Genomic DNA, 19,761 nt, shown 5'->3' on the forward strand with positions numbered 1-19,761 from the left:
GCGCCGCGCCCGGTCTTGCCGGCTTGCCGCGCTGATGTCGCCGAGGACACATCTCTTTCGTCGAGCACATGCCACGGCCTGCTGCTTGTCGGCATGCTCGATGAAAGGCGCAACCCCACCCATGTCTCGACGCACGCACGCGCTCGCATTTGCACATGCAATAACGGCGCTGCGCACGGGTCATCGTCATCGCGAATCGCTACTCCGATTCAGTCTCCCGGGAAGATCGCTCGCGATACCGGCGCCGAATCGCCCCGCCATCCCTCCTGGGCGGCAAATTCCTTGCAACACATCACATAGCGCCTGCCGCTGAAGCCGCATGCCGTCCCGGCATCGCGAGATGCTGCCGCCGAGCCTCTACCAGGCAAGGTACAGATGGGTGATGGCCAGTCTTCCTGCTCATCGCAGAAATAGCGTGGTCGCCCAAGCGAAATATCCGTGGCCCCGGATCGCAGGTCGTCAACACCATTGCTTCCGAAACGACGAGCGCGTAGCCGTCGATTTGATCCATACGGTTCCGGACTGGCGGCACGAGCAACGAGATCACGGCCACGAGGAAGCGCACGGGGCTAGCCGGGCAGTGCTCCCCGGGTTGTGCATGACCGGAGGTGGCGCCCCGTGCTGAGGTCGCGCCAACGTCACCATCAAGAAATTCTTGATCCCGTGTCGCCTCTGCCCGAGGCAGCTCAACGCCGCGGATTGCAGATGCCACACGCACGCGTCGACGCGTCCGCCGGCGAGGATGCGTTGTACGCGTCAAATCGATCGAGGCGGGATTCGCGAGTATCTCATTCAACCGGATACGCAACCAGATCGCGTCCATCTCGAATTCACGGACAAAAAACACCGCCCACTTGAATAGGGCTTTATAAAAACAAGTAAAAAGTCTGAGAAAGATGATTTTTCCTCTTCGCCCGACATAAATTTCGAAAAACTCCATCGACGAATTCAAGCCAGTCATATATTCCGGAATACGTCGCCACCGATCGCCCGCCCGTCCTGCCCGTCCTGCCTGCCATCTCCGGCATTCGACCGTCTCAATGTCAAATCCTTCTGACAATTAAAGTAATCCCCCCCAAACCACCCCAAAAAATCTTTTTTCGTACTTGTACTACGAAATAGCAATACAACTTCGGACACATCCAATTCAAATAAACACCCCCCCAACAGTACCATTGCACCAACTCTTCCAAAGAGTTAACACCCCTCCTTTAAATCACGTTGAAACGGAAACATCATGGCTCTCAACAAAAATATTCTCGCTATCGCCGCGGCAGCGGCCACGTTCGCGGCAGCGGGTTCGGCTATGGCCGCCGACGGCACCATCAACTTCACCGGCGCGATCACGACGGCATCGTGCTCGCTGACGGGCGGCGCAGGCGCCAACGTGTCGCCCGGCGCCGGCGGTCAGAGCATCGCAGTCAACCTCGGCACGGTGAGCGCGGATTCGATCGGCAACACCGTTGGCGGCGGCGTCGCCGCAGGCACGCAGATCAACCTGAACCTCGACTGCGGCAACACCGGCACCGGCCTGACCACGGTCAAGATGAAGTTCGATCCGGCCACGGGTACGGGCCTCGACGGCAAGAACAACAAGCTGCTGAAGGTCTCGGGTGACGCGGAAGGCGTCGGCATCGGTCTGTACGACAGCAACAACAAGTTGCTGAACCTGGCTGCCAACGAAACGTTCGACGCCCCGCTCGTGAAGGGCGGCCCGGACGACGCGCCGACCTACACCGCCGCGCTGAATCTGCGTGCCGGCTATGTCGCGAACGGCGCAGCAATCAAGGCCGGTGTGGCAAACGGCACGCTGCCGTTCACGCTGACCTACGAGTAAGCACCTCTTCGGGCGACGCGCCGGGTCACGGTCCCGTCGCCCTTCTCACTTTTCAATTCCATCATGAAACGATCACTCATTGCCGGGCTGGTCGCGGCCAGCTCGCTATTACCCTATTCCGGCGCATCGTTCGCCGGCATCTCGTTGAATGGCACGCGCGTCGTTTACACGGCGCAGAGCAAGGAAGCGTCCGTTCTCGTCAGGAACCCGTCGAAGCAAGACGTGATGATTCAGTCATGGCTGGAATCGGACGACCAGAAAAGCGATCTGCCGTTCGCGATTACGCCTTCGCTGAGTCGCCTTGGCGCCGAAAAGCAGCAAACGCTTCGGATCTTCTACGCCGGCCAGGGTTTGCCGACTGACCGCGAATCCGTGTTCTGGCTCAGCGTGCAGGAAATTCCGCAGAAATCGGATGGCGATAACACGCTGCAAGTCGCGGTGCGCCAGCGCATCAAGCTGTTCTATCGGCCGGCCAACCTCGCCAGCAAGCCCGAGGATGCCGCCAAGCAACTGCAATGGCGCTGGCGCGCGGCGGGTGGCAAGTACGGCATGGAGGTCGTCAACGCCTCCCCATATTACGTATCGCTGGTCAGGGCAACGCTCAATAGCGGCGCGCAAACGCATTCGATCAATACGGAAATGATTCCGCCGCAGTCGACCCGTCAACTCAGCGTCAAGAACTACAACGGCCAATCGCTTGCACCAGGCGCCAAGGTCAACTTCGAGTCGATCAACGACTTCGGCGCGACCGAAGAGAACAACGCAACAGTCTCCAACTGACAACGCATTCCGTCAGCTTCAGCTTCGAGTCGCTCGATAGAAATTCGCATTACTAATTTACTGGAGGCGCGCATTCCTGAAATCAGGGCAGGTAGGAACGGCACGCGATCAAGGTCAAGGCATGGATACCACTGAAAAGAAAATCGATTTGCGGGTAGCGGCATGCCAGGGAGCTACCTGTCTGGTGGCGCTGGGAAGTCTCGTTGCGGCAACGACCGTTCAGGCGGCAGAGTTCAACGAACTCTTCCTCAAGAAAGGGGACGCACCTGTCGAGCTCAAATACCTCGAACAGGGTAGTTCCGTACCGCCCGGCACGTACGACGTCGACGTGTCGCTGAACCAGCAGCCCGGCAAGCGCGAATCGATCGTCTTTCAGGCGAACGGCGGCGAGGTCAAGCCCGTCATCACACTCGGCCTGCTCAAGGCGCTCGGCGTGGACTCGCAGCGGCTCGAGCGGGAAAACAGGATTCCGGCCGGCCTGCAAGACGACGCGGTGCTGAATCTCGCGGAGATCGTCGACGGCGCGTCGGCGGATTTCGACGTCGGCACGTTGTCGCTGAACATCAGCATGCCGCAGGCCTACGTGCCGGGCCGGTCGCGCGGCTACGTGGATCCGTCGAAGTGGGACGACGGCGTAGTAGCGGCCTACAGCAACTATCAGGCCAATTTCAGCCATGACTCCGACTCCGGTTACAACAGCTCCTACTATTACCTCGGCCTGCGCAACGGCTTCAACGTCGGCGGCTGGCGGCTCAGGAACGAATCGGCGCTAACCGGGCGCCGCGGCGCGAAGTCGCAGTTCACGTCGAACCGTACCTACGTGCAGCGCGACCTGCGCGGTATCAGAGGCACGCTGTCGGCAGGCGAACTGTATTCGGCCAGCGAAATCTTCGACAGTTTCCGCTTCGTCGGCGTGCAGGTCGGCTCGGACACCGGCATGCTGCCAGACGACGAGGTCGGTTTCGCGCCGGTCGTGCGCGGCATCGCGCAAACCAACGCGGTCGTCGAGGTGCGTCAGAACGGCTACGTGATCTACTCGACCACGGTCACGCCCGGCGCATTCGAGCTGAAGGACATCTATCCGAGCGGCTCCAACGGCGATCTCGAAATCTCTATCACCGAATCCGACGGCAGCGTCCGGCGTTATACGCAGCCCTATTCGTTCCTGCCCGTGATGATCCGGCGCGGCTCGGTTCGCTATTCGTTTTCCGCAGGGCAGTATCGCGGGGTCGGCGAAGTCCGCCCGAAGTTCGCGCAGGGCACGGTGGTGTATGGCCTGTCCGACAACTTCACCGGCTACGGCGGCCTGATCGGCGCACAGAACTATGCCGCGATCGCGCTCGGCGTCGGCTTCAACTCGCGGCTCGGCGGCATTTCGTTCGACATCACGCATAGCCAGTCGAACGCGCCGGGCCGAAAAGCGAACGGGCAGAGCTTCCGGTTCCTGTACTCGAAGACGCTGGCGGCCACCGACACCACGTTCACGATGGTCGGCTATCGGTATTCGACCGACGGCTTCCGTACGCTGAGCCAGCACGTCGACGACATGAGCAACCGGCAAGGCGACGGCGTGCGACGCCAGAAGAGCCGTGTCGACCTGAACATCAACCAGTCGCTCGGTCGCAACGGGTCGGTCTACGCGAGCGTCGGCGAAACGAGCTACTGGAACCGCGGCGGCACGAGCCGCAACATCCAGCTCGGCTACAGCGGCTCGCTGAAGAACCTCAGCTACAGCGTCGCGCTCGCGCGCACGCAGGACACGGGGCCGTTCGGGCGCACCGACAACCAGATTTCGGCGACGGTCAGCATTCCGTTCGGCAGCAGCGCACGCGCGCATCGCGCGTACTCGAACGTCACGGCGTCGACGCGCGGCGACGTGAGCGTCCAGGCAGGCGTATCGGGCTTCCTGAACGACAGGAACACGGTCAACTATTCGGTACAGGGCGACTACCAGAAGGGCAACGGCGGCTCCGGCGGCGTGGGTCTCGGCTGGGATACGCCGATGGCGAAACTGACGTCGAACTACACCCAGTCCGGCCACGGCAAGCACGTCGACGTCGGCGCAACCGGGTCGATCGTCGCGCATCGCGGCGGCGTCACGCTCGGCCAGCCGGTCGGCGAGACGTTCGCGATCGTCGAGGTGCCCGGCGTGAAGGGCGCACGCTTCGCTTCGTCGTCGACGGTCAGCACCGATCGTCGCGGTTATGCGGTGCTGCCTTACGCGCAGCCGTACCGGTACAACTGGCTCAACATCGACACGGAAAGCCTCGGCAACGACACCGAGATCACCGAGAACGCAAAAACGATCGTACCGACGCGCGGCGCAATCGTGAAAGCACGCTTCGCCGCGGAAACGGGCCGCCGCATCCAGTTCGACGTGACGACGACCGACGGCAAGAAGGTGCCGCTCGGCGCAACCGCTTACGACCAGAACGACAAGGTGCTCGGCATGGTCGACAACGCATCGCGCGTGCTCGTTTTCGGCGTGAAGGATCAGGGGCGCCTGTCGATTCGCTGGAGCGAAGGCTCGTGTGAAGGCAATTACGCGCTGCCGCAGCAGAACAAGGCGCTCATGTACGAGCGTGTTGCGATGAGCTGCCGCATGGCCGGCCGGTAACGCGAAGCGGTGATCGTGCACAGATGCTCGGTACATCCTGCAAGCCCGGCGCACACGACAACGAACACTTGAAAGGTATACGAATGCGCAACACGATCTTCTCTGTCATTTTGTTTGGCGCTGCGGTCTCGCCGGCCCTTGCCATGTCGGCCTCGGATTGCGAGTGGGGGAACGGAACATCTCTCGCGGGTAATATCGCTATGTACTACGTTAACGGTTACTCCACCCCTGAATTCAATCCATCGGTTCCAATCGGCACCGTACTCGATTCGAGAACAGTCTCCGCATCGGGACTAAGCAATACTCTTTCTTGTAGCCAGATCGCCGATACCATACTCCACGGACGATTATTCGGAACAGCAGAACCCGTATATAACACTTATCCGACTACCATTCCTGGTGTTGGGGTGCGCATTCGCTTTTCGAATAACAAAAATTGGCTCCCATTCACTGTCAACTGGGGTACATCGATGATCAATATAAGCACCTCATCCTTGATCATCGAATTCGTCAAGGTCGGCCCGATCACTGCAGCGGGAACGTTGAAGGGCGAACTCGCTGGAAGTTATGTGAATGGAACGATTCAATACAGGTCGATCCGCATCCAGGGCGGGATCGAGATCAAGCCGAAGGTGCCGACCTGTTCAGTCGCGACCAAGCAGATCGCCGTCAAGATGAGTCCGACCGGCAACGACTTTTCGTCGAAAGACTTCAGCGGCGTCGGTAGCACTACTCCCGAGCGCGACTTCAGCATTCAGTTGAATTGCACGGGCGGTGACCTAGGCACATCGACCAACGCATACGTGACGCTGACCGACAACTCCAATTCAGGCAACCGCTCGAATCGGCTGTCGCTCACACCGAACTCCGAGGCATCGGGTGTCGCAGTCCAGATTCTGAGAAACGGGTCTCCGCTGAATTTTGGTCCGGATTCCAGCGCCCCGTCGAACCCCAATCAGTGGAAAGCCGGAAACATTCCGCAAGGACAGGGGGTATTCACGATTCCGTTGACCGCGCGCTATATCCAGACCGGCACGTTGAAGGGCGGGACGGCAAATGCGGTTGCGACGTTCACGATGAGCTATCAATAGCGGGAAGGCAGCGAACGGCGTGCATGGTGCATGGCACCTGACTGGGCAGGATCGCTCGAAGCGAGCGTTCGATCGCATCCCGCCTGCCGGTTCGCTCATCGCGCCCTCTGCACGGCCAGTCAGCTCAACGCCCGTTCATGCCGCAAACGGCCTGGGTGTGGCTTGCGCTTCGCAGCACCGCTCGATACACGGCGCAACAGCAAACAACAACAACTGGCCCCTCCAGGAATCCCGGCTACCTCATAACCCGTGGAGCCGCACGCGCACACGTGCCCCGCCGGCCAACGTCCGCTCGTCGAACTCGACACGACCGATCATCCGCTGTCGATTGACCTCCACAACGAGATGCCCGCCGAACGCGCGCAGGCGCTGTTCGAGAAGGTGCTGCATCAGGACAGATCGGCGCACTGACGTCGCCGTCTCGCGCATCGCGCGCCACCGAACCGGGCGTACGCGTGCCCCATCGTGACACCGGCGCGGAAACCCGCGATCATCGCGGTTGCCTGTTCTTTCCTGGAGACCATCCACATGCCTCGCATGACTGTCCAGCTATTTGCCCGCCACGTCGCATCGATCGCGGCATTTGCATGCGTGGCGCTCGGCGGCGCTGCGTCGGCCGAGACGCTGCGGACGGCCTCCGATATCGTCGGCGCGTCGCTAGTGCCGCTTGGCGCGCTGCCGCACTCGCCGGAGAACGGCACGCTCGATGCGTTTTGCGCGCGATATCGTGCGAAGACCACCACCGCGGCCGGCCGCGACGTCGCGAGGCTCGGCTGGATCGTGACGTCGGAAGCGCCGCTCGGCCGCTACACGGTCGTCACGTTCGCGAGCGGGTTCAAGCCTGGGACGAGCGCGATCTGTTTTGCGCGCAACGCAAACATCGGCGTCTTCGACGGCACGACGCTCGTCGCGCTCGGCTACACGGCACGCGCGGCCGGCTGGCAACTCGGCTCGGTCGAGTCGCTGGAAAGCGGTGCGCTGCTCGTCTGGGGCGGCGATGGTCCGTCGGCGCCCGTCGGCGAGCTGCGCGAAGAGCATGGCGGCTTGCGGCTGACCGCGGTCGCCGCGGAGCGCACTTATTGTCACGGCCGTGCGGTCGTGCCCAATGTGTACGGCAAACCACTCGACAAGGCGCGCAAGATCCTGATCTCGCACGGCTGGCAGCCGCTGCGGCCGCACGAGAAGCCGGACCCGCTGGACGGCGCGGCGACGCTCGCGAAGCACGGGATCATCGAAGCCGAAGCGTGCTCGGGCACCGGCATGGGGTATTGCGCGCTGCGATACCGGAGCGCGGCCGGCGTGCTCGGCGTGACGACGGCCGGCGGCGAGCCGGACACGCCGTCGGCGAATACCGTGATCGATTATCAGGTGGCGTGCCGAAAGCAGTAAACGTCACGGAGCGGTGCGTCGGTGCGTGTGTCTGATTCACGCGAGACGGCGCGGGATACCTGCATCGTTGCATCGAAATCGGAGCAAATCCGTTGCCGGGCGGCTGCGTCGGCACATCGAATCATCGGCCTTTCGGGCGATTGACCCGCACCGCCCCCCCTCTTAAACTGACCTCCCTTTCACGCCTCCCCGGCACAAAAGGACTTCCATGATCGACCTATCCACGCTCGCGCTGTTCTCCGGCGCATGTCTCGCGCTGACCGCCACGCCCGGCCCCGACATGCTGCTGATCGCGTCGCGCAGCGTGAGCCAGGGGCGGCGCGCGGGGTTCGCCACGCTCGCGGGCATTCAGGCCGGCACCTACTGCCACGCACTCGCGGCCGCGCTGGGCTTGTCGCAGCTCTTCGTCGCAGTGCCGATCGCGTATGACGCCGTGCGCTTCGCAGGCGCCGCGTATTTGCTGTATCTCGCATGGAAGACGTTCCGTTCGGATGCGACCGCGCTGTCGCCCGTCGCGTCGCCACGCCGCCACTCGACCGCGACGATCTTCCGCCAGGGCCTGACGACGAACCTGCTGAACCCGAAGATGGCGCTGTTCGTGCTCGCGCTGTTTCCGCAGTTCGTGCACCCCGAGCACGGTTCGATCGCCGTGCAGATTCTCGTGCTCGCGACGGTGCTGAACCTGATCGGACTCGTCGTGAACGGCGCGGTCATTCTTTCCGCGAGCCGGCTGAGCCAGCGGATCGGCGCGCGCCGCCGGCCGTCGAAGCTGCCTCAGTATCTGCTTGGGTCGGTATTCGTCGGATTGGCGGCACGGCTTGCGGTGGCGGGGCGGCAGTAGTCGTAGCCGCTGCCCGATTCAGGTGCCACCCGAACGGCCACGTTCAGGCCCGTTCTCGACACACCCGCGCGTATCCGCCACTACCCGCAACGCGTCGCTCTCGAGCAAGCTCGCCGGCGTCACGGTGCGACGCCGCCACGGAATCCGGCCGAAATACCAGATCCTCCAGAAACCGAGCGGATGATCGGGATTCCGGCGCAGCAGCATGTCGAGGGTCTCGACGTCGCCGAGCACGATCCGCGTCGCATCGCGCACGACTTCGCGCACGAACCGCGAGCAGAACTGCCGGCGCGACGCGAGATTGAAACCCGTGTCGTACACCACACCGGTCCGGCGCATCGCCGCGTCGACAAGCCGCCGCCGCTGCTCTGCATCGAGCGGCTGCTTCAGCCGCGCGATCACGCATGCGCCGCGATCGGAGCGCGCGAGAAACCGCGACATCGTCGTCACGCGCGATAGCGGGAACGTGCTCTCGGCAACGAGCGGTTCCCCGTCGCGCTCGCCGACGACAATGCCCACGTGATTCGTCCATGAACGCGTCGCGTTCGCCACTTCGAGAAACGGCCGCACGGTCACGCGGATGAAGACGATGTCGCCGATCTCGGGCTCGGCCGGCAACGACCGTTCATTGCGACGGGAAGCGCCGACGGAGAAGAAACGCCGCCAGTCCGTGCCGGGCGAGCGGATCATGAGCGGCTGGCAGCCGGTGTCGACAACCATACTGACCTCGCGCGAGTGATGATGGCGCGAGCATGTCAGCAGCGGCCGGGCTCCGCATCCGCTTCGTGCGCGAGGCCAGGTATTCGCGCCGCCCGGTGGCGGATTTCGATACCGGCGTGAATCAGCGCGCGGGCGCGGCTGCCTTCAGCGCGTCGCGCCCAGCGCCACGCGCAGCCGCTCCATCAATTGCGTGTAGTGGCGCAGCACGTCGTCCCTCGGCACGACATTCGCCGTCGCGAAACGGTCGGACCACGCAGGTTTCCACTCATACGAGCCGTGCACGCTGCGGTCCCCATCGGGCGCCTGGATCAGCGAGCGGATCCGCGCATCGCGGCCCGGGCCCGTATGCATGTCGAACAGCGCGTGGATATACGTGTGATACGCGTCGTACACGTCGTCGTCGAACAGGTAGCGGTAGATGTGGAACGTACGGTCGAGCTCGCGCTTCGCGCGGATCACGTCGTCCGGCGAGATGTCCTTCCAGTAGCCGATCCATGTGTAGAAGCACAGCAGCGCATTGAGCTGCGGCGCGACCGCGTCGTACAGCGCGAGCCGCTTCTCGATCAATCGCTGGTTGGTCCATTGCACCAGTTCAAGGCGCTTCAGCCGACGCGCGACGAGCCAGCCGAGACACGCGACCGACAACGGCGTCAGCACACCCAGCACGAGCTTGACGATTTCCAGCGAATTCCACGGATTGTTGATTGGCTGCATGAATGGCCCGACAAGAAGAAACGCATCCGCGCCGGCGCATGATTCGGTGCGCGCGGCGCCTGCCCGATTGCGTCGAAATTGACCGTTAGTTGCTTGCGCATCGAACGTCGCGCGACAGCACGGGCGACATGCCCGAAGCGGCATGATGCGTCAGTCTATCGGGCGATTGTCACCGAGCCGTGACCGTTCGTCGACCCGTCGTCGTGAGTCGCCGCGCCCGCGTCGCGTTACGTCGGCAGCGCCGACGTCAGCTTGACCTTCTGCATCGGAATGTCCGTCTTCACGCTCAGCACGCCCGGGATGCGCGTGAGGGTTTCCATCTGGAAGCGCCGGTAGTCGTCGATATCGGCCGCGACGACGCGCAGCAGGAAATCGCAGTCGCCCGCCATCAGGTGGCATTCGACGACTTCCGGCATCTGCTGGACGGCGTCGGCGAAGCGGTTCACCGATTCCGCGTCCTGCCCCTTCAGCCACACGCGCGTGAAGATCGTCAGGCCCTTGCCGACTTTCGCGGGATTCAGCACGGCCACGTATTTCTCGATCACGCCGGCTTCCTCGAGGAGCCGCACGCGCCGCAGGCACGGCGACGGCGACAGTCCGACCTCGTGCGCGAGTTCCACGTTCTGCATGCGGCCGTCGCGCTGGAGCGCGCTCAGGATCCGGCGGTCGATGGCGTCAAGTTTCATTTGGCATCCGATTCCAAGAAATTCCCAAATCCTTCGTTCGATGCCAAATTCTCCGAAAATCATGGCCACAACGCAACCCGATTCGAGTCAAAAAAGCAGACAATTCCTCCCCCGAAGGAGGAGTAATGAGCAGTAGCGTTTCAACGTCGTCAGGGCTTCGCGACAAGCCCGCCTATGTCGCCGAGATGGGTCGCGGATTGCGCGCGGCGCTGCCCGTCATGCTGGGTTTCGTGCCGTTCGCGCTCGTGCTGGGCGCGCAGGCCGCGCAGAAAGGGCTGAGCCTGTTCGAAGTGCCGATGATGACCGGCATGAACTTCGGCGGCGGCTCCGAATTCGCGGCGATCCACCTGTGGACGTCGCCGCCGCACATCGCGCTGATCGTCGCGATGTCGTTCCTCGTGAATTCGCGCCACATCCTGATGGGCGCTGCATTCGAACCGTATATCCGCCGCCTGCCCCGCCGCCGCGCGTTCTTCGCCCTGTTCTTCATGTGCGACGAAAGCTGGGCGATGTCGCTCGCCGACGCCCGGGCGCGCTCGGCCACCCACATCAGCGTGCCCTATTACGCGGGCATCTGCGTGGGGCTCTACCTGACATGGATCTCGATGACCACGCTCGGCGCGGCGGTCGGCCCGACGATCGGCGACGTCGAGCAGTACGGCTTCGACATGGCGTTCACGGCCGTCTTCCTGGTGCTGCTGCGCGGGATGTGGAAAGGAATGCGCGCGAGCCGCCCGTGGTTCGTGAGCCTCGTCGTCGCGGCGGCCACGCACCTGGCCGTGCCCGGCGCGTGGTACGTTGCGGCCGGCGCCTGCGCGGGGCTGATCGCCGCGCTGCTGTGGGAGCCGCGCGATGCCTGATTTCCCGGATATCAGCACGGTCGCGACGATCGTGCTGATGGCGTCGACGACTTACCTGTCGCGCATCCTCGGCTACGTGCTGCTGCGCAATCGTACGCTGAGCCCGCGCATGGCATCGGTGATGGAGAACGTGCCCGGCTGCGTGCTGATCTCGGTGATCGCGCCGGCCTTCGTGTCGACGCGCCCGGCCGACCTGCTCGCGCTGGCCATTACGCTGATCGCGGCGACACGCCTGTCGATCCTGCCGACCGTCATCGTCGGCGTCGTGTCGGCCGGCCTGCTGCGGTACCTGCTCGGATAAACGCGAGTAGCGCGGGTAACGCGGATCCGACCCGCCGCATGGGCGGTCTGTCGAACCCGAGAACGGGCGCACGATGCGCCCGTTTTCGCATGCGCGCACGGTGCAAGGCACTGCGCGGCACGACAGGCGTCGCGGCGGGATGCTAGCCTTCCGGGTGTACCCGCGATGCCATCTCCCCTCATTGCCTACCTGCGAGGATCGTCCCGATGCAAGAAACCCGCCCGCTGTTCGACCGTGTCCTGCTCACCAACGACGACGGATTCGACGCCCCCGGCCTTGAAGTGCTCGAACAGGTCGCCACGCAACTGGCGCGCGAAGTGTGGATCGTCGCGCCGGCGGAAGACCAGAGCGGCACGTCGCATTCGCTGAGCCTGCACGAACCGCTGCGCGTGCATCGCAAGGGCGAGCGCCGTTTCGCGGTGCGCGGCACGCCCGGTGATTGCGTCGCGATCGCGATCAGCCACCTGATGAAGGATGCGCGGCCCGACGTCGTGTTGTCCGGCGTAAATCGCGGCGCGAACCTCGGCACCGAAACGGTGTTCTCCGGCACGGTCGGCGCCGCGATGACGAGCATGCTGGTCGGCGTGCCGGCCATCGCGCTGAGCCAGGCCTTCACCGACCGCAATGCGGTGCCGTGGGGCACCGCGCTTGCGCTCGCGCCGGACGTCATTCGCCGGCTCGTCGCCGCCGGCTGGGACAGCGACGCGTGCCTCAACGTGAATTTCCCGGCACGGCCGGCCGACGACGTGCGCGGCCTGAAGTTGACGAACCAGGGGGCCGGTACGCTGCAGGGCGTCGAGATCGTGTCGGGCCGCGATCCGCGCGAGATCGACTATCACTGGCTGAAGCTGGCCCGCGCGCCGCGTGAGGACGATCCGGATTCGGAAACGGTCGCACTCGGCGAAGGGTATGTCGCCGTCACGCCGCTGAAGTTCGAGCGCACGCACGACCAGGCGCTCGCGCAACTGCGGTCGCGCCTCGGCTGATCCGCGTACGCGGGCAGGAAAGCGGTCGCGGCAATCGCGTGCATGATTCTTGCGCGCAGCTGTCCGGCCGCGACATTGCATCACGACATCACCGCATCGCCACAACACCGCGACGCTGTATCCCCACATCCCTTGCATCACGGCATCACTGCATCACCGCATCGCCGCATCGCCGCATCGCCGCATCGCCGCATCGCCGCATCACCGCATCACCGCATCACCGCATCACCGCATCACCGCATCACGTCAGGTTCATCCCCCCGTCGAGCATCACGATCTCGCCCGTCACGTAATCGGACGCGACGAGCATCGCGACCGTCTGCGCGATGTCATCCGGCGCCGCCGCCCGCCGCATCGGCGCGCGCTCGCGCCAGAGCTGCTGCGCGTCCGTCCAGTCGGCCGTGAGCGGCGTATCGACGAGCCCCGGCGCGACCGCATTGACGCGAATCGCCGGCGCGAGCGTGCGGGCGAGCAGCCGCGTCGTGTGATTGAGCGCCGCCTTCGCCGCCGCATAGGGAATCGACGCGCCCTTCGGCCGCACGCCCGCATGCGAACTGACGTTCACGACGCACCCGGCCCGCCCGTGCGACGCCGCCTCGCGCAGCGCAGCCTCCGCTTCGGCGACGAGCCGGAATGGCGCGATCACGTTGATCTCGTGCATCTCGCGCCACACGTCGGGCGTCGCCGCGGCAAGGTCGTCATGCGGAATCACGCGGCTGACGCCCGCATTGTTGACGAGGACGTCGAGCCGCCCGTGCACGGCCAGTGCGTCGCGAATCAGCCGCACGCGTTCGGCATCGTCGGCGAGATCGGCCTGCACGTAGGCCGCGCCGAGTTCGCGCGCCATTGCGCGCCCCACGTCCGCCGAACTGCGCGAATGCAGAATCACCGCATAACCGTCCGCCGCCAGGCGGCGCGCGATCGCCGCGCCGATTCCCGACGTCGATCCGGTGACGAGCGCGACCGGCCGATGCAGCCGCGACGCGCGCGGCTCGGCGACGGTTTCGGTTTCAGGTTCCGTTTCGGGAATCGGGGCAGAAATCGGCGGAAGCGGCGCGTCCATGTCGGGGAACCCTGTCAGTGGCGTTCCCGCATCATAAGCGCGACGACGTCTCCCAGACGCGAAAGTCACCGCGACCACCACGAGGGTCGCTCCGGCGAAGCCGAATCGGCCGGCCATCCAGCCGGCCGGCAACGCGCGGATTGCACAGCCGAGATCGCATCAGAACCGATACACGCTCGGCGAGCGAGCGCGCCCGCCAGCCTGGCCCGGCCGCATCGGACGCATCGGACACGGCGGCAATCAGGCCCGGACAGACCATCGCCGTGCCGAGACCGGGCAACACGCTCGCCACGAGCCGCCAGCCACCAGCGCAACCGCCCCGTCAGCGCGGTCGGCGCACGCCCGGCCGCCCGCACCCGCATCCCGGCGACGATCAGCCCCTTGCTGCCCCAGCGGTCGCTCAGCGGCCCGGTGACGATCCGGCAACTGCCCCACACGGCCGGATAAGACGGCCGCAAAGATGCCGATCCGCTCGAAACCGGCGCCGCCGGATGAAGCCAATCGGCCCGCGTCGATGCAGGCCGCTTGCTGTTGCCAGCCGCTACTTCCCTGCCAACGCCAGCGAAGGTGCGAGCGCGCTGTTCGGATCCTGCCCGTTCCACTGGCTGACCCAACCATCGTTCGGCGTCGCCCCCATCACGAAATCGAGCGTGCCGCCGGCCTTCATCTCGTCGTACGTGATGTACGGCCGATGCAGCGGCACACCGTTCAGGCTCACCGACTGCACATAGCGATTGACCGACGACGGCGCGCCGCCGCCGGCCGTGTGCGCCGTCACGGTGAAGCGCCGCGACTTGCCGAACTTCAACGCACCGCCGTCTCCGCCGCCCGATGCAACCGGAATATCGAGCGTCGCTTCCTCGAACAGCGGCGTGCCAAGGTAGAACACGCCGCCCACCGGATTCAGCGAATAGATGGCGAGCGCGGACAGCACGTACCACGCGGACAGCTGCCCGCAGTCGTCATTGCCGGGAATAGCCGAATCGCGCACGCGGCGCGGGTCGGCCAGCGCCGCCTTCAGGCTATCGCCGCTGAGCAGCGCGCGATCGCCGGCCGTCAACGTCAGCGAATACATGTCGTCCATCACCGTGCGCACGCGGTCCTGTGTCTTCGACGGCATGCCCGCGACGTCGTACAGGTACGGCAGATGGTTCGCCGGCTCGTTCCCGGCGAAGAACTGGCCGCTGCGGCCGGTCAGGTCCGGAAAGCCCTGGTTGCCGAGGAAGGTCAGCGGGTTGGCCGGATCGAACGTGCGATCGAGCTGCGCGATGAACTGGCTTTTCCCGCCGAGCAACGCAACGAGCCCCGGGAAGTCGTGGAAGATGTTCCACGTATCGATCCACGCATTCGATTCGGAGAAGTCCGTCTTCTCCGCCGCAGTCGGATCGAAGCCCGCCACCCAGTTGCCCTGCGCATCCTTCGGCTGCGAGAACTTCCAGCCGTTGTTCAGCGTCGGGTTGAACACGTTCCGGTAATTCTGGCTGCGCTGCAGGTAGGGCCGGTAGTCGGCCGTGCTCTTGCCCGCCGCCTTGCCGACCGCGGCCGTCGCCCAGTCGTCGAACGCATAGTCCTGCGTCGTCGACACCGATGCGTTGTCGCCCGCGACCACGTAGCCGCGCTGGCGGTACTGGTCGAAGCCGTGCGCGCTCGCGCCCTGCGTGGTGGTCAACGCGGTCCAGATGTCGTCGATGCCCGCGCTCGTCAGGTGCTTCAGGTACGCATCGGCGATCAGCGGGATCGACGGGTGGCCGGCCATCGTGAAGGTTTCCGTTTGCGCGAGCGGCCACACCGGCAGCTCGCCCTTGCCGTTCTGCCTGAACTGCGTGAGCAGCGACTTGACCCAGCCGTCGACGCGCTCGGGCTGCACCAGCGTCATCAACGGCGACTCGGCACGGAAGGTGTCCCACAGCGAGAACGTCGACGAATAGTCGAAGCCCGGATTCGCATGCTTGCTCGTCGTCGGCGGCGACGTCATGCCGTCGTTGGTCGAATCGGTGCCGACGTAGCTGCCGTCCGCGTTGTTGTAGACGGTCGGCGCGAGCATCGTGCGATACAGCGACGTATAGAACATCGTCCGCTGGTCGGCGCTGCCGCCCTTGATCCTGATCCGTCCGAGCGCGTCGGCCCACACGCGTTCGGCCGCGCCGCGCACCTGGTCGAACGACTTCGCACCGACTTCCGCGGCGAGATTGGCCTGTGCATCCGCGATGCTCGACGGCGAGATGCCGACCTTCACCGTAACCGCGCCGCTGTCGTTACCGTCGGCGAACGTCAGGTAGGCCTTGAAGCCGTCGGCGCCGAACGCGACGTGTTTCGTATCGAACGGCTTCGAGAAACGCGCGACGAAATACGTCGGCTTGTTGTTCGCCCAGTTGTTCGTGATCTCCCAGCCGGCGATCGTCTGCGCATCGACGACCCGGATCTTGCCGCTCGCGGTCGAGCCGCCGATCGGGTTGTCGATGCTGACGATCATGCTGCGCTTCTGCGCAGCCGCGCTCGGGAAATACGTGTAGCGATGCACGCCCGCGTGCGCGGTGGCCGTCATCTCCGCGAGAATCTTCGCGCCCTTCACGTTCCACGGCGTGTTGCCGCTGCCGACCGGCGCCATCTTCACGCGGTAGTAGCCGGGGCTCGCGGTTTCGTCGTCGTGGCTGAACGACGCGTTGTAGGTGATCGACGCATCGGCGGCCACCTTGGCCAGCGTCGCGGTGTCGACCGGCGCCAGCGTCGGCAGGAACCGCACTTCGCCGCCCGAGCCGATGCCGGTGCCCGACAGGTGCGTGTGCGTGAAGCCGGTGATGAGCGGATCGTCGTACTGATAGCCGGACGTGCGATCCCAGTTCCACGGCAGCGTGTGCGCGCCGCCGGTCGTGTCCGGCCCGAGCTGCACCATGCCGAACGGCACGGTCGCGCCCGGATACACGTGGCCGTGGCCGCGCACGCCGCTGCCCCAGTCCGCGTTGATGTCGAGGTTCGCGGTGCCGATCATCGGATCGACGCTGCGCAGCAGCGACCGCTTGCCCGCACCGCCGTTCTCGCCCTGGTCGTTCTGGTTGCCCTGCGCGTTCGACATCTGCGCGAGCACGCTCGCATCCGTCGAAGCCTGATCGCCCCCGCACCCCGACAACACGGCAAGACACCCGATACCCACCACATGACGTAGCTTCATCCGTTCGTCCCTCCCTCTCTCTGCGTCGATCCTGTCGGCAAGAACCGCTCGTTGATCTTCTCGACCGTTACGGCGCGCCGGCCGCCTGCGGGAACGACGGCATCGCGGATGCGTCGGTGCCCCACGTCGCCGCGCTCGCGTCGGTCGTCATCGAATACGACAGCTTTCCGCCCTTCGCGATGTGCTCGAACGGCAGCCACGCGGTCGGGTAAGGTGCGCCGTTCAGCTTCAGCGACTTCACGTAGAACGACGCGGCATCGCCCGAACCCGCCCCCGGCGCGACGATGTGCAGCAGGCGGTAGCTGCCGTCCTGCTGCCCGACGCGCACGACGATCTTCTCGAACTGCGGGCTCGACAGCGCGACGCCGCTCACGCCCGGCACGACCGGGTAGAGACCGAGCGCGGCCCACACGTACCAGCCCGAGATCGCGCCGAGATCGTCGTTGCCGGGCAGCCCGGCCGCACCGGTGCCGAACTCGTTCGCGAGCGACGCGTGCAGCACGCGCTGCGTATGCGACGGCGCGCCCGCCCATGCATAGACCCACGGCACGGCCATCGTCACTTCGTTGCCGACGTAGAAATACGGCTGCACGGTGCCGATGTTCAGGTGCGTGAAGAACGTGTCGAGCCGCTTGACGACCGGTGCGGCGCCCCCGGCCTGCGCGATCACGCCGCCGAGATCGTGCGGCACGTACCACGTGTACTGCTCAGAGTTGCCTTCCATGAAGCCGGTGCCGTCGGTGACCCACGCGCCCGCCGACGTCTTCGGCTGGATCGCGTTCCTGTCGAACAGGTTCTGCCAGTTGCCGCTCGACTTCAGCAGCGTGCCGGCCGTCGCCGTATCGCCGAGCGCCGTCGCGAAGCGCGACACCGCGAAGTCGCGCACCGCATATTCGAGCGTGTTCGACGCGGTCTGGTTGTCGCCCGGGCCCGACGACGGCACGTAGCCGAGCCGGTCGTAATCCGCGCGGCTGCCCATCACCGGCGTGCCGGCGCATGCGGCGCCCGGCGTCGTGCTGCGCTTCATGATCGACAGCGCGGCCTGCGTGTCGAAGTTCGTCGCGCCGAACGCATGCGCGTTCGCGACGATGATCGAGCCCGCATCGCCGGGCATCACCGCCGTCTCGGTATTGAAGTATGCCCAGCGCGGGAACGCGCCGCACGCTTTTGCATCGAGCACGAGCGACTGCACGATGTCGCTGGTCCGCACCGGATCGAGCAATGCCTGAAGCTGCATGAACGAGCGGTCGATGTCCCAGCCGGAGAAGTTCGCGTACATCGTGCGGCCTTGCTCGACCTGACGCGTCGGCGCGGCCGATGCGCCGTTCGACGCGTAGAAGTCCGGATACTGGCCGTTCACGTCGTTGAACACGTTCGGGTGCAGCGACGCGTGATACAGCGCGGTGTAGAACTTCGTCTTGTCGGCGTCGCTGCCGCCCGTGACCTGGATCGCGTTCAGGCGCGCGTTCCACGCGGCGCTCGCCGCGCGGCGTACCTTGTCGAAGCGCCAGTTCCGGTTGCCCTGCGCATCGGTGCCCGGATTCTCGGCGAGCAGGTTCGCCTTCGCATTCGCTTCGCTGACGAACGAAATGCCGAGCTTCATCATCACGTCCGGATGCTTGCGGTCGACATTGAACGTCAACGCCACGGGGCTGTCGTTCGACAACGCCGGCTTCACCGCGAACGGCTGGCTGAATTCCGCGTAGTAGTAGACGGGCACCGCATGCCCGGCCCAGCAGAATCCGCCGCCCGCGATCGTGCCGGACAACGTGCGGTCGCCGACCTGGCTGATCGTGTCGCCCGTCGAGCCTTGCGCGCGGTTGTTCAGCACGGTCGGATTGATCGCGATCGTCGCCTGCTGGCCCTGCGCGAGTGCCGGATACGTGAAGCGCGCGAAACCGGTGCGCAGCGTCGTCGTCAGTTCCGCCTTGATGCCGTTGCCGAGCGTGACGCCGTAATAGCCGGCCTGCGCGGTTTCGTTCGCGTGGCTGAAGCTGGCGGGGGTGCCGGCGTCGCCGGGCGCGAGCTGCGGCATCACGTTCAGGTAGCCGCCGTTCGCCCAGCAGCCGGTGCCGCTCAGGTGCAGGATGCTGAATGCGTTGATCGACGTGTCGCCGTACCAGTAGCCGCCGGAGAAGCCGGAGCCGTCGCCTTTGCGGCTGTCGTACTGGGCGGTGGGCGTCATCGGGCTCCACTGCATCATCCCGAACGGGACCGTCGGCCCCGGGAACGTGCCGCCGCCCAGACCCGAGCCGACCGGGTCGGCCGGTTGGTCGGTCGCGTAGTCGGTACCGATCAGCGGATTGACGTACTGAACGACGCGAATGTCGGCGTTCTTCTTCGATGCTGCGTTGCCGTCGTCGTTTCCATTGCCGTTGCCGCTGTTGCCGTCTTCGTTGCCTTGCGACTGCGTCGCGGCCGACAGATTCGAAGCGGCTGCCGACGGCGAATCGCCATCGCCCCCGCACGAAGCCAAGCCAACACAAAGCGCCAGCAGCGTCGCTCCCAACCCCCAGTTCCTCGACATCGCCTGTCTCCGTTTCGTTCTTGAATCAAGCTGCTGGTTCGAACTACTGAGCTTTAAATCAGGAATCTTTTCGTGACTTGTCGCGTACGCGGCCAATCGGTCGAAACTGCCGGACGCGTGTATTTATTTCCGTACCCGGATGCCCGAAAAAGACGCGCCGGCAGGTCGAAATGCCGGCAC

17 protein-coding genes and 1 pseudogene are annotated in these 19,761 nt (G+C 65.0%); 10 read left to right on the plus strand and 8 right to left on the minus strand.

Annotated elements, in window-relative coordinates; all coding sequences use genetic code 11:
• Nucleotides 1-292 precede the first annotated feature (292 nt).
• Nucleotides 293-940: a hypothetical protein gene (locus ACTJLD_RS04740; RefSeq protein WP_175756696.1), complete on the minus strand. Its 648-nt coding sequence runs from the start codon at nt 938-940 to the stop codon at nt 293-295.
• A gap of 297 nt (nt 941-1,237) precedes the next feature.
• On the opposite strand from ACTJLD_RS04740, the gene ACTJLD_RS04745 reads away from it, so the two are divergent.
• From ACTJLD_RS04745 to ACTJLD_RS04775, 7 genes are all read left to right on the plus strand, one after another.
• On the plus strand, nt 1,238-1,837 hold the full coding sequence (locus tag ACTJLD_RS04745) for a fimbrial protein (protein WP_059696129.1): 600 nt from the start codon (nt 1,238-1,240) through the stop codon (nt 1,835-1,837).
• 63 nt (nt 1,838-1,900) lie between these two features.
• Complete coding sequence (locus ACTJLD_RS04750; RefSeq protein ID WP_059696131.1) at nt 1,901-2,617, plus strand: fimbrial biogenesis chaperone; 717 nt, start codon at nt 1,901-1,903, stop codon at nt 2,615-2,617.
• Nucleotides 2,618-2,738: 121 nt separating this feature from the next.
• Nucleotides 2,739-5,234 carry a fimbria/pilus outer membrane usher protein gene (locus ACTJLD_RS04755; RefSeq protein ID WP_059696133.1) on the plus strand — a complete coding sequence of 832 codons (2,496 nt, stop codon included), beginning with the start codon at nt 2,739-2,741 and terminating at the stop codon, nt 5,232-5,234.
• A gap of 83 nt (nt 5,235-5,317) precedes the next feature.
• A complete protein-coding gene (locus ACTJLD_RS04760) occupies nt 5,318-6,325 on the plus strand; it encodes a fimbrial protein (protein ID WP_226182801.1) in 1,008 nt (335 codons plus the stop codon).
• Between the two features lie 249 nt (nt 6,326-6,574).
• Nucleotides 6,575-6,736, plus strand: coding sequence for a hypothetical protein (locus tag ACTJLD_RS04765; RefSeq protein WP_155637989.1), 162 nt, complete (start codon nt 6,575-6,577; stop codon nt 6,734-6,736).
• 117 nt (nt 6,737-6,853) lie between these two features.
• Nucleotides 6,854-7,714, plus strand: coding sequence for a PASTA domain-containing protein (locus ACTJLD_RS04770; RefSeq protein ID WP_060174187.1), 861 nt, complete (start codon nt 6,854-6,856; stop codon nt 7,712-7,714).
• A 208-nt stretch (nt 7,715-7,922) separates the two neighbouring features.
• Complete coding sequence (locus ACTJLD_RS04775; RefSeq protein WP_175863935.1) at nt 7,923-8,555, plus strand: LysE family translocator; 633 nt, start codon at nt 7,923-7,925, stop codon at nt 8,553-8,555.
• An 18-nt stretch (nt 8,556-8,573) separates the two neighbouring features.
• On the opposite strand, the gene ACTJLD_RS04780 is transcribed toward ACTJLD_RS04775, so the two are convergent.
• The 3 genes from ACTJLD_RS04780 to ACTJLD_RS04790 form a co-directional block, all read right to left on the minus strand.
• A complete protein-coding gene (locus ACTJLD_RS04780) occupies nt 8,574-9,275 on the minus strand; it encodes a YebB family permuted papain-like enzyme (RefSeq protein WP_440658154.1) in 702 nt (233 codons plus the stop codon).
• Between the two features lie 144 nt (nt 9,276-9,419).
• Nucleotides 9,420-9,989 carry a hypothetical protein gene (locus ACTJLD_RS04785; RefSeq protein ID WP_060086065.1) on the minus strand — a complete coding sequence of 190 codons (570 nt, stop codon included), beginning with the start codon at nt 9,987-9,989 and terminating at the stop codon, nt 9,420-9,422.
• A gap of 227 nt (nt 9,990-10,216) precedes the next feature.
• The gene (locus ACTJLD_RS04790; protein ID WP_006749370.1) at nt 10,217-10,675 is read right to left on the minus strand and encodes an Lrp/AsnC family transcriptional regulator; all 459 of its coding nucleotides are present in this window, start codon (nt 10,673-10,675) and stop codon (nt 10,217-10,219) included.
• Nucleotides 10,676-10,800: 125 nt separating this feature from the next.
• On the opposite strand from ACTJLD_RS04790, the gene ACTJLD_RS04795 reads away from it, so the two are divergent.
• From ACTJLD_RS04795 to surE, 3 genes are all read left to right on the plus strand, one after another.
• Complete coding sequence (locus ACTJLD_RS04795) at nt 10,801-11,535, plus strand: AzlC family ABC transporter permease (RefSeq protein WP_059684991.1); 735 nt, start codon at nt 10,801-10,803, stop codon at nt 11,533-11,535.
• On the plus strand, nt 11,528-11,836 hold the full coding sequence (locus tag ACTJLD_RS04800; protein ID WP_060194275.1) for an AzlD family protein: 309 nt from the start codon (nt 11,528-11,530) through the stop codon (nt 11,834-11,836). Before ACTJLD_RS04795 ends, ACTJLD_RS04800 begins: the two co-directional genes overlap by 8 nt.
• Before the next feature lie 206 nt (nt 11,837-12,042).
• Nucleotides 12,043-12,822 carry a 5'/3'-nucleotidase SurE gene (surE, locus tag ACTJLD_RS04805; protein WP_059696144.1) on the plus strand — a complete coding sequence of 260 codons (780 nt, stop codon included), beginning with the start codon at nt 12,043-12,045 and terminating at the stop codon, nt 12,820-12,822.
• 241 nt (nt 12,823-13,063) lie between these two features.
• On the opposite strand, the gene ACTJLD_RS04810 is transcribed toward surE, so the two are convergent.
• The 4 genes and pseudogenes from ACTJLD_RS04810 to ACTJLD_RS04825 form a co-directional block, all read right to left on the minus strand.
• A complete protein-coding gene (locus tag ACTJLD_RS04810) occupies nt 13,064-13,885 on the minus strand; it encodes an SDR family NAD(P)-dependent oxidoreductase (protein WP_021160587.1) in 822 nt (273 codons plus the stop codon).
• Between the two features lie 14 nt (nt 13,886-13,899).
• A pseudogene (locus ACTJLD_RS04815) lies at nt 13,900-14,371 on the minus strand (MFS transporter); the annotation flags it as partial.
• Between the two features lie 55 nt (nt 14,372-14,426).
• A complete protein-coding gene (locus ACTJLD_RS04820) occupies nt 14,427-17,054 on the minus strand; it encodes a GH92 family glycosyl hydrolase (RefSeq protein ID WP_440658157.1) in 2,628 nt (875 codons plus the stop codon).
• Between the two features lie 67 nt (nt 17,055-17,121).
• Nucleotides 17,122-19,581 (minus strand): GH92 family glycosyl hydrolase, encoded by a 2,460-nt coding sequence (locus ACTJLD_RS04825; protein ID WP_440658159.1) that lies wholly within the window; start codon nt 19,579-19,581, stop codon nt 17,122-17,124.
• Nucleotides 19,582-19,761: the final 180 nt, after the last annotated feature.

The organism is Burkholderia sp. 22088 (genome assembly GCF_052045915.1).
Lineage (GTDB): Bacteria > Pseudomonadota > Gammaproteobacteria > Burkholderiales > Burkholderiaceae > Burkholderia > Burkholderia cepacia.